The 13,531-nt window shown below is 53.1% G+C and carries 9 protein-coding genes; all 9 read right to left on the minus strand.

All coding sequences use genetic code 11. The features are described from left to right. Window positions 1–37: 37 nt before the first annotated feature. The 9 genes from ACFPMF_RS02700 to ACFPMF_RS02740 all read right to left on the minus strand — a co-directional run bounded on the left by ACFPMF_RS02700 (window position 38) and on the right by ACFPMF_RS02740 (window position 13,486). Complete coding sequence (locus tag ACFPMF_RS02700) at window positions 38–811, minus strand: glycosyltransferase family 2 protein (RefSeq protein WP_379840890.1); 774 nt, start codon at window positions 809–811, stop codon at window positions 38–40. A gap of 161 nt (window positions 812–972) precedes the next feature. Then, on the minus strand, window positions 973–2,115 hold the full coding sequence (locus ACFPMF_RS02705; protein WP_379840891.1) for an acyltransferase family protein: 1,143 nt from the start codon (window positions 2,113–2,115) through the stop codon (window positions 973–975). Between the two features lie 87 nt (window positions 2,116–2,202). Then, complete coding sequence (locus tag ACFPMF_RS02710; RefSeq protein ID WP_379840892.1) at window positions 2,203–3,879, minus strand: hypothetical protein; 1,677 nt, start codon at window positions 3,877–3,879, stop codon at window positions 2,203–2,205. 1 nt (window position 3,880) lies between these two features. Beyond that, window positions 3,881–5,569: a hypothetical protein gene (locus tag ACFPMF_RS02715; RefSeq protein ID WP_379840893.1), complete on the minus strand. Its 1,689-nt coding sequence runs from the start codon at window positions 5,567–5,569 to the stop codon at window positions 3,881–3,883. 83 nt (window positions 5,570–5,652) lie between these two features. Continuing rightward, a complete protein-coding gene (locus ACFPMF_RS02720; RefSeq protein ID WP_379840894.1) occupies window positions 5,653–6,564 on the minus strand; it encodes a transketolase family protein in 912 nt (303 codons plus the stop codon). A gap of 116 nt (window positions 6,565–6,680) precedes the next feature. Then, on the minus strand, window positions 6,681–8,678 hold the full coding sequence (locus ACFPMF_RS02725) for an NAD-dependent epimerase/dehydratase family protein (protein ID WP_379840895.1): 1,998 nt from the start codon (window positions 8,676–8,678) through the stop codon (window positions 6,681–6,683). A 99-nt stretch (window positions 8,679–8,777) separates the two neighbouring features. Next, the gene (locus ACFPMF_RS02730) at window positions 8,778–9,593 is read right to left on the minus strand and encodes a transketolase (RefSeq protein WP_379840896.1); all 816 of its coding nucleotides are present in this window, start codon (window positions 9,591–9,593) and stop codon (window positions 8,778–8,780) included. Window position 9,594: 1 nt separating this feature from the next. Next, entirely contained in the window at window positions 9,595–11,391 is a 1,797-nt protein-coding gene (locus ACFPMF_RS02735; protein WP_379840897.1) for a glycosyltransferase family 39 protein, read from the minus strand. Window positions 11,392–11,443: 52 nt separating this feature from the next. Then, window positions 11,444–13,486 (minus strand): OmpA family protein, encoded by a 2,043-nt coding sequence (locus ACFPMF_RS02740; RefSeq protein ID WP_379840898.1) that lies wholly within the window; start codon window positions 13,484–13,486, stop codon window positions 11,444–11,446. Between the last annotated feature and the right edge of the window lie 45 nt (window positions 13,487–13,531).

Here is a 13,531-nt window from a genome sequence, read left to right on the forward strand (position 1 = left end):
ATCTGCGTCATCGTACGCTTGGTTAACGGCCGGTTTCTTACATTTTCACGGGCTGTTTCACATCGAAGGCCCTGAGGGCCTTCACTTTTGAGCCCAGTTCCATCCGGAACGCGGCCAGTTCCTGGAAACTCTGGAGGCAGACTTTCAGCAGTTTCCATTTCAGAATGGAGACGGTGCCGGTTTGCCGCTCTTTATGAACAATCGGGATGTCAAACGTTTTCTGACCGGCTTTGCGGGCCATCACGGCCAGAAAGATATTGGGAGCAAACGGCGCGGGATTCGGTAATTGCTCCAGCAGCTTTTTCAGGTAGGCCCCATTGATCAGCCGGAACGGAATATTACTATCCTTGATATAAGTACCGTAAATCAAAAAAAGGCTGTATTTCAAAATCCGGGTGATGACCAGCCGGGCGGGCGCGTCGAACCGGATCTGGCGGTATCCCAGGATAAAGTGCGACTCGTGGCGTTTGGCCCATAATTTGGCAAAATCATCGGTAATAAACTGATCATCGCTATCGGTCTGGAAAACGTATTCCGACCCCAGTTCCACGGCATGGCGGTATCCGCGGACGACGGCATTGCCGTGTCCACCGTTTGGGGTATGAACCACTTCCAGCTTGTTGGGATAGTTGGGTTTAAGCGAATCCAGAATGGCTCCCGTGCGGTCTTTTGAACCGTCGTTGATCACAATCAGTCGGGTATTTTCGGTGGGGAACTGGCGGGTTAACAGATCAACCCAATTTTCTACAACCTCATGGATACATTCCTCCTCGTTGTAGGCCGGCATTACAATGGATAAGAGTAGACTCATTAGCTGGTAGCAGATGGATAAATGGCAACGTGATCAGAATGCTGTGGATGCGTCGAATTGCCGGTTTTATAAAAACATTTTGTGACAAAGATAGATAAATAGAAACTATGTTTTATACAATCCGGGAATTACATTTATCCTACGGGAAGGATGGCCGCGCATCAATAGGCAAACCGGTCCTTCAACTGATTGATCGGTTTTTCGATGACGAACCACGAAACGGTGGCAACAACTACCGTCAATACGTAAAAAAACAGGAATTTTACCGTTGTCTCGGCTCCGCTGGTAACCAGAAAAGGCAGCTCGCGCAGGATTCGGTTCCACGCACGCACCGTGATGAAATCCGGTGGGGTGTGGTAATAGTTGAAAACGATGTTATGAAATAAGTACAATCCGTAACTGACCCGGCCGAGGTAATTGCTGATCGGATTTTCAAGGATAAACTTCAGGGGACCACCAAAGCCGATGACGCTTTTTCCAATGATAAAAAAGCAGAACAGGGACGTAAAAAACCGGTCGAACACATCCGTGAAGACATTGCGCGCGGGCGTTGTGGTTGACATCAGGTAAATATTCAGCGCGTACAGCGCCAGTCCGGCCAGCAGAAAACCGGTGTTGCCAACGATCCTGGCGAATTGATCCCGCCGAAAAACCAGCAGATAGGCCAGCACCCCGCCGAACCCAAACGCATCCAGACACGTTGGCATGAAGACAAACTGCACCATCCAGGGGGCCTGGGTGGCGAAAAGGTAGATCCGAAGCAGGAAGGCAATCCCAATAAGGCCGATCAGGAGCCGGGGCAGGTGACGCAGGGGGATGAAAAGGACCAGAAAAGGGAAAAAGATATAGTACTGCTCTTCCACCGCCAGCGACCAGAGGTGATCGAGAGCGCCGAACCAGGTCTGGTGAATGATGATCCAGAAATTTTGCGTATAGGTCAGAAACCAGACCAGATTTTCCCGGGCCGCCTGAAACCCGACAATCGCCAGTACGACCAGGGTGAGGTAATAAATGGGAAAAATCCGGATACTCCGCCGGATGTAAAACTGCCGCAGTGAATGCCCGTGTGAGCGCTGGAGCCGATCATCGGCCTGTTTACTCTGGATCAGAATCCGAGTGATCAGAAAACCGCTTAAGACAAAAAAGAGATTGACCCCAAAATAGCCCAGCGGAAGCTGGTTCTGTTCCCCCAGCCAGTGATCAATCATGACCAGCGTTACCGCAATAAACCGCAGCCCATCCAGCTGAACGAGGTATTGTTTGTCTTTGTGAACGGTTTCGGTCGTAGAAGTCAGGACGGACATGGGTCAGTATCGAAATAAGAATGAGTTACAAATGGTTGGTTAGTAGTGGGTTGTCTTTAGTTTCTCATGGCGCCTTGTGCATCGTTGTTAATAGGGTGTTGTATGCTGAAATACCACCGGACTCATTTGAAACCGGAGTGAATCGTTTCGATTGACCAATACGCCCAGCCGGTAGGTACCCGACCGGGTCAATTCTTTGGAAACCTGCGCCTGAAACGCAGAACTAAAATAGTCGTTTTTGCCGGATTTTGCTCCTGAATCCGGCAGCGAATAGGGCCGCAGGGGGCGGGCTGCGTAAACGTAATTACTATCGGCCCCCACCAGCACAATATAAGAACCCTCTTCCGGACGTTGTAGGGAGGGGTTAATGGCGTCGGTTTTGATGACGTTCAGGAAAAACGGTTCTTCGGTCAGGGAATCGAAGCGAACCGCCGTATCGCCGGGGGGCGTGGTCAGAACCCGGATGTAACTGTCCAGAAACGGCGTCGGATGGTAGACCGATTCGAAATGGTTTCGGTCTTTTTCCGGGGTTTGCAGTCGCCAGGTTAAATAGGCGGCAACGGTTTTCCGACGTTGGTTAATAATTCCTTCCAGGCATTGATAATCGGCATACAGACTAAGGGGGGCGGCCGTCAGAAAAAGTACCAGCCAGCTATACCGCAACGCCTTTTTTCCCGAATAGAGCCGGAGTGCATACAGGTAAGTAATACTGAAGAATAAGCCGGAATACACCTTGTAACGGCCCTGAAGCAAATAACCCGCTCCCCCAAAACCGACCCGGGAATACACCGTCATGGCATCGGTTGCCAGCAAAAAAAGCAGACTGCCCGCAAAAAAAACCGGCCAGAACCAGATGGGGGAAAACTGGGGCCGCCGGGAGAAAGGAAAATTTTGCAGCAACAAAACCACCAGGTGCCAGACGGCAAAGCCAACGACCCCCGCGCCGACCAGAATCGTTAACCAGACCGGGTTTTCGTACCCGATGGACAGGGGTTTTGTATAGGGATACGTATCGACAAAAGCCCCCACGAAAACAAAAAACGCCTTGAACCATTCCCCGAAACCGTATAAGTAGGGCGAGGGAAAGAACGTGACCCGGTTATAGGTCAGGAAGAAGGCCAGCAAACAGCCCAGCCCAACGACGAGCCAGCCCAGAGCCCGGCGGAACAACTTTTGCCAAACCAGCAGGAACGTTCCGATTAAAAAGACCAGAAAGCCGTTTCCGCTGGTGAAACAGGCCATTGCCGCCAGCACCAGCGCCAACGCATAGGCCTGTCGCGACGGGTAGGCCAGCAGGTAAAACGCCCCCAGGGCAAACAGCAGGATGTAAAAATTCTGGATGGAAGCCATCGCCCAGATCAGGTTTTCGTGCGATTGCAGCGTGATTAACCAGAACGGAACCGGCAAAAAATAATGCAGGGGAAGGGCACTTTTCCTAAAAACCGCGAAGAGGAGCCCCAGCAGCAAAAACAAGCCACTCACTCCGATTAAGGTCAGGCCGTAATAGTTGAGTTCACCGTTCAGTTTGTAAAACAGAAAAAAAACGATGCGGGTCCAGACAATCCGGTGCTCCCAGTGCTGATCGAAAAGCCGGCCGACTTTTCGAAAAATACCGGTATCACTCTTCAACGAAATTAAATGATTCTGTACGATATAATCATCCCAATACGGCAAATCAATGGCATATTTTAAGACGACCAGGCCAACGAAAACAACGGGTATGAGCAGTAAAACAAGGGTGATTGTTCTTCGAAAGATCGGCATGCTACCAGTTTTTTTGGATCTGAACGGATGGCTTGCCGGATGAGGTGATTTGCCGATCCGTATTGAAAAAGCGCCATTGGCTGTTCGGCCCAACGGCTAGAATCTGTAGGTCGTAGGTGCCGCGGTCCAGGTCGGTTTCCGGAATGTGAGCCGTAAATCCGGGGCGGAACGTCTGGCGGAGTTGCAGCCACCGGCGCCGACTTCCCGACAGCGATTGCTGGGTTGAAAACAGGTAAACGCGGTGCGGAGAACGCGCAATCACATAGGCCCCTTCCTCCCGAAGACCCAAAACGGGAAATGAATCGACCCGGATGGTGTATACATCGTTGCTTTTGTATAACGTATCAAGGCGCAGGGCCGATGCGGTTTTGGAACGTTCGAACAGCGCCGGTAAATGGGAATCGTAAAAAGCCGGGGCCGTATCGATCATTCGCCGGGTTTCGGGATCGATCGTGGAAACCGGTCGGGGCTGGGTGTAGGTATAGTTAAATTGGTACGTTGTCAGGAACTGGCGCAGGTAATACACCCGATCCAGGTAGGTTCCGTACGAAAAAAAGCAGATGAAAAAACTGAAAACCGTCCCCGCCAGTGCCGCCCGCCACCGCCTGTGGGGCGGGCTAGTGGCAATCCAGTAGCTAATCACGAACGCCAGCAGGGTCAGCGAGTAAATTTTATACCGACTGGTAATGAGTGTTTCCAACCCGAAGCCGACCCGGTTTATCGCAACGACCAGCCCGGTTCCGGCAATGAAAACCGCCCCACCCCAAAAAAACAGCTGCCAGTCGGTCAGCTTGTGGCCCCGAAAAAAACGCCAAAGCGCGGGCAGGGCGATGGTGGCCGTCAGTCCGATGACGACCAGGCCAATGAGCAGGCTGGAAATCAGGCCGTTGGCAAGGGGAAGGGCCTCGCCGGCCGCGCCGTTAAATAAGATCCAGCCGTGCAGCTGATCCAGAACGGAGCCCTGATCGACCGGGTTACCCGCCGGTTTTTCATACCCCAGAAAATACAGGCGAAATGTAATGGCCAAAGCCGCCAGCCACCGAAGCACCCCGGCATAATCCTGCCGGAAAAACAGCATCAAAAGCCCCACCGGCCAGATTAACAACCCATTGCCGCTGGTGATGGTGGCCAGGACAGGCAGTAAAATCGCCAGCCAGCCAACCCGGTTTTTGAACGCCAGCTCGTAGAAGGTGGCAATGGCGAGCGCCATTACCGTAAAGTTTTGGAGGGCCGCCATGCCCCACAGCATATTTTCCCACTGCGAAAGATTAAACAGCAACAGGGAAACCGGGAGGGCCATCCAGACGGCGGCACCGGCTTTGCGCAACGCCCGGAGAAAAACCAGGAATAACAGCACCAGACTCAGATTGCCGAGCACCATCAGGTGGACGTAGTTGAGTTTACCCGTCAGGCGGAAATCGAGCCAGCTGAAAAAGCGATCGAGAACGATGCGGTGTTCGTTATGCTGCCGGAATAATTCGTAAATTTTATCGTGGAGCGAACCGGCTTTTTCCAGATTGACCAAAAAGACCCGGAGCGCATGATCATCGTATTTGGGAATGTTGATGGCGTACTGGTCGAAAAACCAGCCATACACCAGCATGGGCAACAGCCACAGCAGCCCTCCCCAAAACCGCGCCAGGGGGAAGGATGGCGGCTCCGGGCTCTCTTTCTGTACGATGGTTTGCATGTTCGAGTCCATACGACGCTGGATCAATGGCCGGGGTGTAAGTCGGTATGCTCCGCTCCATACCGCGCTCGACCACCCGGTTTTTATAAAAAGGCCGCTAGTTTAGCCTGAATGCTCAGGGCATCCAGGCCGGACTGCTGCTGATGGTAGCTCTGATCACCGTACAACCCATCGGGGTATCCCTGGGCCGACAGGCTGACAAACTGGCGAAAATGGAGGCCATTTTCGAGCAATTTAACGGAAAGTTGCTGCGCCAGCCCTCCAATACTAACGTGTTCTTCCACAATGAGCAGGTTTTGATTTTCTGACCATTGTTTTCCTAATTCGGCCGGTAAATCCAGGGGCAGGTTCAACGCGGTGTATACGTCAAACGGATTGCCGGGCGTGTCGGCGGTTTGCAGGGCTTTCAAGACGTTCGCGGCCACCGGACCGAGCGCAACAACGGTTCCTTTGGGGTTTTCGCTGCTGACAATTTTCTTGAACGAGCCGGTTACTTCGCTGCCCTCCGGGGTTTTCGGCCCCGCGCCCAGGCGCAGGTAAGCCGGACGACCTTCAGCCACAATGGCATCGACGATCGGGTCAATTTCGTCGGCGAAGGCCGGAATCCAGGTTTTCACGTTCTGTAAACCGCTCAGGCAGGCCAGGTCTTCGATGGCGTGGTGCGTTGATCCCATAATGCCGTATCCGTAACCACCGCCGTTGCCGACCATAAAAACCGGCAGATTATGCAGGCATACATCGTTGCGGAATTGTTCCAGACAACGATAAACCGCAAAGGGAGCAATGCTGTAACAGAACACCTTATACCCTTTGTAAGCCATCCCGGCGGCCACCCCGACCATGTTCTGCTCGGCTACCCCGGCATTGATAAAACGCGGCCCCATGGCTGCTGCGACGCCTTCGAGGGCGTTATAGCCCAGATCGCCGGTGATGAAGATGATTTGCTCATCGTGCGTGACAATCCGCTCAATGGCCGCTGAAAATTCTTTCCGCATGAATTTTGGTATGTTAAGGAGCTGTTTCGCGGAGTTAAGCGAAATTTATGGAGTTTAGCAGAGGCTCCGCTTACCTCCAAAGAACTCCGTTAAACTCTGCGAAATAACTTCGAACCTTATTTTGTCTTTCGTGCTTCCACCAGCGCCCGGATTTCGGACGCGGTTTTGTACAATTGTTCTCCTTTGCGGACTTTCGTCCGGATGAACTTCGGTCGCTTCTTGGTTTCTTCGAAAATCTTGCTGATGTATTCTCCCAGGAACGAAACGCCCAGCAGATTGATACCACCGAACAGCATGACCAGAATGATGACCGTCGATAAACCCGCCGGTGTATTCGGGAAAAATACAAATTTGGCTAATATCTGCCAGAGAATCCCCAGGAGCGATAAGCCCGTTAAGAGGAAACCGGCATACGACATCAGTTCGAGGGGCGCAAAACTGAAGGAAAAGATCGCCTTTTTGGCCCACCAGATATTCTTGGTCCAGTTGTTGGTCGAAACGCCGAACATGCGTTCCGGTCGTACGTAATCCACGCCGGTCTGTTTGAAACCGACCCAGGCCCGCAGGCCGCGCAAGAACTGCTCGGTTTCGGGCAGGGCGACGAGTTCGCGCACCACTTTTTGGTCGATCATCGAAAAATCACCCGCATCCACCGGAATGTTGATGTACGACATTTTCTTGAACAACCGGTAGAAGGTCTTGTAAAAGAAATGAACGTGTGCCGGCATCTCGCGCTGAACCCGCACCCCGTACGTCACGTCAAAGCCCTGTTGCCATTTCTCGTAAAACTTCGGAATGATTTCGGGCGGATCCTGCAAATCGCCATCCATCAGCACCACCGCATCGCCCGACGAAATTTCCATGCCGCTCAGAAAGGCCGATTGCGAGCCGAAATTCCGGGAGTGGGTGATGCCAATCACGTTGGGGTCTTTGGCGCAGATTCCGTCGATGACCTCCTCCTGATTATCGGGTGAGTTGTCGTTTACGAAAATGATTTCGTACCGAACCTTCATTTCATTGAAGGTCTTGACCAGTCGTTCGTACATGAACGGAATGGCCTGCGCGTCTTTATAACACGCGACAATCGCCGTAATGACCGGATTGAGGGTCGGATTGGCAAAGGCCGGGAGGACACGATCGGCATACGCCTGCTGCTGCTGCCAGTCGGCGGTTTTCCGCAGGCCCTCGGCCAGGGGGGTGCGGGCTTTCCAGTGGAGGTCCGTATGGGCCGCTGCCGGATCGCCGTACCAGTCGCTGAGGTCCCATTTCCGGTTCCCCATGCTGCCCCAGACCGGTTCGGCCGAAATGCCAAACACGGTACGGGTCGCTTCCACCAGCTCCCGCATGGTGGTTTTTTGTCCGGTGGCAATGTTATACGAACGGCCACTGATGGATTTATCGACTTGCAAAGCGGCCTGCACGAAGGCCTCCACGCAGTCGTCGATGTAGACGAAGTCGCGGCTGATGTCGGGCGAAACCAGCGGGGGCAGGTTTTTCTGCCGGGCTTCTTCCACCAGGCGCGGAATCAGCCGATCGGGTTCTTCCCAGCCGCCATAAATCGAATAAAGCCTCAGGTTCAGGGTTTTGAGGCCGTTGACCCGGGCGTAATATTCCAGCATGTAGGCCGCCGAAACCTTCGAAACCGCATAATGGCTGTTGGGTTCGACGCGGTCGGTCTCTTTCGGGGCCGCGCAGTTAAAACCGTATTCCGAACTACTGCCCGCGTGAATATAAACGGTTTCCGGCGTACAGTTTTCGAGGATGTTTACCGTACCGTTGACGTTTGTTTCGTAGGTCAGGTTGACATTTTTCTGTTTGCTATAGGCCCCGTAAGCCGCCAGGTTGAAAATGGTTTGGGGCTTATACCGCTCAAAAATTTCCTGAACGGACTTATGCGACAGAATATCGCAGTGGACGATATTTTCGGCGGGCACGTTCAGCAGCTTTAACCGCCAGGCTTTGGTGGCATCGTGCGTTAACGCGTAGCAATCTTTCCGGAGCTGAAAAATCTGATCGAATAAATTGGCGCCGATGAAGCCGCTGGCTCCGAAAACGAAAATGGGGCCTTTAAGTTGTAGGATTTTATCCCGATAGGGTAGGATCTGGCTGGACATTCGTGGTTGAATAGTATGAATCGGATTCAGACCGGTACGGTTTGGCTACACCCATCCGGTTGTCGAAAACCGCATCGGCCTGCGGGGCGATCGGAAGGGCTACGAGCTAAAATACCGGTCGTGAATGTCGGTTCGGGCCTGATCGTACAGGTCGGCGGTCATCGGCAGGTAATGCCATTCGAGCCGGTTTTCCATGTACGAAACGCCTTTGCCTTTGACGGTATGCGCAATGATCACATTGGGTTTGCCGTTGGCGCGTAAACGGGTCAGGTCCAGGGTGGCCAGGAGCGCGTCCACGTCGTGCCCGTCGGCTTCAAAGACATCAAAACCAATGGCTTTCCACTTGGCAACATCGGCGGTATCGCCAAAAACGTCGGCGGTCGGGCCGAAACCCTGCAACCCGTTTTTGTCGATCAGCACCGTCAGGTTGTCGAGCCCGTGCTGCAGCGCATAATGGGCGGCTTCCCAGGTTGTTCCTTCGTTGGTCTCTCCGTCGGACATCAGCACATACACGGCATGCTGATTGCCCTGCAATTTATTGGCGTGGGCAATTCCGGCGGCAATGGGAAAACCGTGGCCCAACGATCCGGTGGCAAAGGGAATGCCTGCATGTTTGTTAGGGGCCGGGTGGGCGGGTAGGGTCGTTCCGTTTTTGTAGAATGTCTGCAATTGCTCGTCCGAAATCTCACCTAGGTGATTGAGACTGACATACAACGCAGCGGCCGCGTGGCCTTTCGACAGGAGGAACGTATCGGCCGGTTGTTTGCGCAGAATAAGGGTGGCAATCATCAGGTCGAGGCAACTCAGCGAACAGCCAATATGACCGGCATGGGCCATATTGTACAATTCCAGGAGCTTCAGCCGCAACTGGCCGCTGAGGGTCTTACTATCGGTGTTTGATACTGTTGATGTCATTTTAATACCGGTATTTCATACCTTCGAGGTCAAAGATAGTGATTTTCTGGCCTGTCCTGCCTTTGATCAGTACAATCTTATCCGGTTCGTTGGGATCGATGCGCTGGTAATACGTGGCGTCTTTGGGTAAATAAACATTCACCAGTTGCGCGTCGATGACGGAAAAGTTTCGGCCAATTTTATCGATTTCCGTGTATTCATGCCGGCGCAGGGAGGGATACAGAACCGTATCGCCTTCGGCGTACATCGCCTTGATTTTCTGGGCCGACTCCCAGAACGGATTGGGTTTACGGGCTAACGGCGACGAGGAATACTTGGGTTCCGAATCGTTGAAAATACGTTGCAGTAACAGGGTCAGTAAAACCGCCTGCACACCCAGCACCAGCGCCAGGGGCAGACTAAACCAAAACCGCAGCGATGTGATTTTCATCAGCATCAGGGCAACCAGAATAAATACGTAGGGAAACGAAAAACCCGAATAGCGTTGCGTAATGCCGTAGGTATGGCCCGAGCGGAACGCCATCACCAATAAAAAGAGGGTAGGAACAAGGGCAAGAATCACCAGAAAAACCAGCAGCGGGCGGTTTTTCGCAGAAACATCTTCCCGCATGGCCGCGATCATCAGGCAGAAGAACGGGACGGCCGCTGAGAGCACCAGATGCTGCGCGGGATTAATACTGTAGAAGGGTAAACCGATGGCTAAGACCGCCGGGAAAGCGAATTTAACCCAGGCCGGTGTCTGGCGTTGCCTGCGGTATCGCATCAGCAGCCCCGCTGCCACCAACCCCAGCAACAGGGCGAGGGTGAAGTTTCGATAACCGACTACCGCAGCAGCCAATCCGTTGGTAAAAATAACCAGATCGCTGAAAACCGGTAAGGAGCGCCAGAAAACGTTGGCAACCGTCGCGGGCAAAATCAGGCCAAAGCCGTTGTTGACCGGATTGGTCAACGCAATGCTGCGGTACAGTTTGGCCTGGTTGTCGAGGCTGAAAAACGTGTAGGCTCCTCCCCCGTAAATAAACCATAGGGACACCAGGCCAAGGGCCAGAACGGCCGTCAGGGCCAGCCGGTACCAGGTTCCAAACTTGCGGACATAGATTAAGGCGAATAGGCCGTGTCCCAGAAAAACCGTCACCGCCAGGTAGTGAGAAAGAAGGGATAGGGCAACCAGCAGGCCGTAGAGCGCGAAGGAGCGGTAGGGGGCTTTCCGGTTGTTCGGAGCTTCCTTTTCCAGCAGGAGCAGAAAAACATGCGTTGCCAGTAACGTCAAAAAGAACGTCATCGTGTAGTTCCGGGCAATGTGGCTTTGCGCTACAAAATACGGTTCAACGGCCGCCAGAAAACAGGTTATCAGGGCCAGGCGGGAAGCCTGATCGGCTTCCAGTTTGAAGTGCCGGGTGACGAAACGGTAGAGGAGTGGCAGGGTGAGGATGCCGAAAATGACGGAAAAAAAACGCATCGAAAAATCACTCAGCCCAAAAACCTTGAGCCAGATCCATAATAAACCGTAATAGGACGGGCTGTTTCCGATATCCCCCCGGATATTGGCTTCAATAAAATCGTTGATCGTTTTGGGTTTCCAGAATTCCTGGGGGGTGAAATAGGAGGTAGTGGCTTTATCGAAAACATCTTTCTGGTTGGCGCCTTCCAGCACAACTCCCTGACTGACCAGCAGGGTGGATTTTTCATCGAACCAGATACCGTACGCGTCCAGGCGGTAAACGCGCAGGAAAAAAGCCAGAAGCATGATTCCGGCAAGGATAAAAAGGTACGTTCGACGGTGGGACGATAAGGACATTAACTGGTGGAATTGCGTTTTCTGCGCACAAAACTAAACCGAAAAAGGAACTTTACATTTTCAGGATGGTAAATTCTACTCTTCGGTTAAGCCGTCGCTTTTCTTCCGTCTCGTTGCTGGCAATGGGTTTGCTGGGCCCCCAGGCTTTGGTTTGAATCCGGTTATCCGCGATGCCTTTTTCCAGCAGGTATTCCTTTACAACCCGCACCCGGTCCTGCGAGAGTTTCATGTTAAGATCCCAAACGCCCTGGTTATCAGTATGTCCATCTACCTGAATCACCATTGTGGGGTAGGCGTTCAGCATGGACGCCACCCGGTCCAGCTCGGCGCTGGAGCCCGCCAGCAACACGGCTTTGCTCTGTTCAAACAGGACGTCGTGCAGGACCACCCGCTGCCCGGTTTTGATCGGATTCAGGACCAGATTTTTACGAATTTCCCGAAAACGCTTGTCTTTGCTGAGGTCCAGCAATTCGGTGGTGGGGAAATAACCTTCCCGTTTGGCCGTCAGGTTGTAACTTTTTTCGGTGGGGAGCAACAGCTTGAAATCACCCGTGTCGGGATCGTAGTTGATGTGGCTGTGTTCTTTGTTGTCCGGAGCGAGTGCCGATATGACTTCGGCGGCCACCGGTTTTCGGGTCGTTGCGTCGATAACCTGCCCGGAGACGATGGCTACGGGATCGGGTTTGATGGCCGGATACAATTTAAGCCGGAAAATGTCTTCGCCCCCCATCGAGTTCTGAATCGAACTGAAGTAGGCGTAATCCCCCGTCGCCGGAATCGTAAAATAACCGTCCCATTCCGGGGTGTTGATGGTAGGGCCGAGATTCTCCGGTTCCGACCAGTTGGTCCAGGTATCATCGAGCCGACGACTCACGAAAATATCCCCATTGCCGTATTCGGGATGACCCGCCGAGGTGAAGTAAAGCGTCCGGGAGTCGGAAGCGATGAAGGGAGCGCCTTCGTATTCCGCCGTGTTGATCACCGGACCCAGGCTGACGGGCTCGCTCCAGGTCTGGTTGGGTTGCAGGAAGGATACGTACAGATCTTTGTCGCCAATGGAGTTTCGGCGCTGAACCGACAGAATGATCGTTTTTCCGTCCGGTACGATGGCGTATTCGGTATAGGCGTTTTTGTGCAGGTTGTGGTTGTTGTTGATGACCACTTCCGTCGGGAATGACCAGCCATTTTTACCGAGGGTCGATTTGGATAAACCGTAGGTTACGCTTCCGTCCGGTTTGTAAACGTTAATCAGGTAAAGGGTTCGACCATCCGGCGACATGCCGCTGATGGCATTGTCGGCGGGGGTGTTGATGGGCGGACCGATGTTGACGGCATTGCCCCATTCGCCATTGGGTTGCAGCGTGGAATACCAGACATCCTGATTGCGCGGATCGCCCATGTTTCGTTCGTGTTGCCCGCGGGTAAAATAAAGGGTTTTGCCATCGGGCGAGATCACGGGCGCCACTTCCTGCCCCCTTGAGTTGACCCTTGCGCCAATGTTCTCCTTGACGAGGTCTTTGGGAATGTCTTTATAAACATTGATAGAAGTCGTGATCGGCTGGCTATCGCCCGAAATGCCGATGGCATCGATCTGGTTGGGGCCTTTCACTTTCCCCGGACTTAAAATGACTTTGACGGTATTGGTGGACAGGGCGGTTTCGGTCGGGAAAATATGCAGCAACGGGGGCGATGTTTCGGACGTAGAAACCGATGCTGCGGTTTTGGCTGTCGAAAAAACCGGAATTTCCCGACCCGACCCGTCGACGATTAACACCTGGGTAATTGCACCGGGGTTTCCACTCTGAAAAATTGCAATCTGGCGAATCGGGATCGTTTCGGAAAACCGGACCGTAATCCATTCCTCGTTGGGGCCATCGGGATAAAGTGGTGACCAGGCGCAGGGATTGTCACCAACCTGGGGCATCCGGTTGGGTTTTCCCAGAATCTGATTGGCGCGATATTGCTGGGAATAAGCTTCCCCGCGTCCTTCCGACGAAAAACCGACCACCGCGCTGGCCCACAGGACAGACTGTCCCCAAACCGACTGATTACTCAACAGAAGAAATCCAAACGCAACGAATAACCTCCGGTTCATGCCAACAAGGCTTTATTTGAATGATGGATGATCAACGATGATCGC

This window comes from Larkinella bovis (assembly GCF_042655385.1).
In the GTDB taxonomy this organism is placed as follows: Bacteria; Bacteroidota; Bacteroidia; order Cytophagales; family Spirosomataceae; genus Larkinella; species Larkinella bovis.